The organism is Pantoea sp. GbtcB22 (assembly GCF_019091025.1).
Lineage (GTDB): Bacteria > Pseudomonadota > Gammaproteobacteria > Enterobacterales > Enterobacteriaceae > Pantoea > Pantoea leporis.
Window position 1 is genome coordinate 1 of the sequence record NZ_JAGXKB010000061.1, and the last position, 314, is coordinate 314.

1 pseudogene is annotated in these 314 nt (G+C 59.9%); it reads left to right on the forward strand.

The features are described from left to right. Nucleotides 1-314 (forward strand): annotated as a pseudogene (locus tag KVT28_RS24780) (LacI family transcriptional regulator); the annotation flags it as partial.

Here is a 314-nt window from a genome sequence, read left to right on the forward strand (position 1 = left end):
CCAGTCTGGTGCGCTGGCTGACGCAGTTTTTGCAGGGAGCAGGCAAAGTGGCGGTGCTGGTCAACACCGACCGCTCAGATAACAGCGTTTCGGCGGCGCTGCAGCAGGCGATTAATTTCCGCGCCGATGCCCCAATCTTTCTCTCCGGCATGCCGGATCGCACCATCACGCGCCAATGCTATAAACACGGCCAGCGCATCATTTTGATCACCCGCGATGAAGCGTTGCCGGGCTCTCTTAGCACCAATCTCGATGCCGAACGCGCCGCGCAAACGGCGGTAATGGCGTTTCAGCGCGCTGGTTGTCAGCATCTG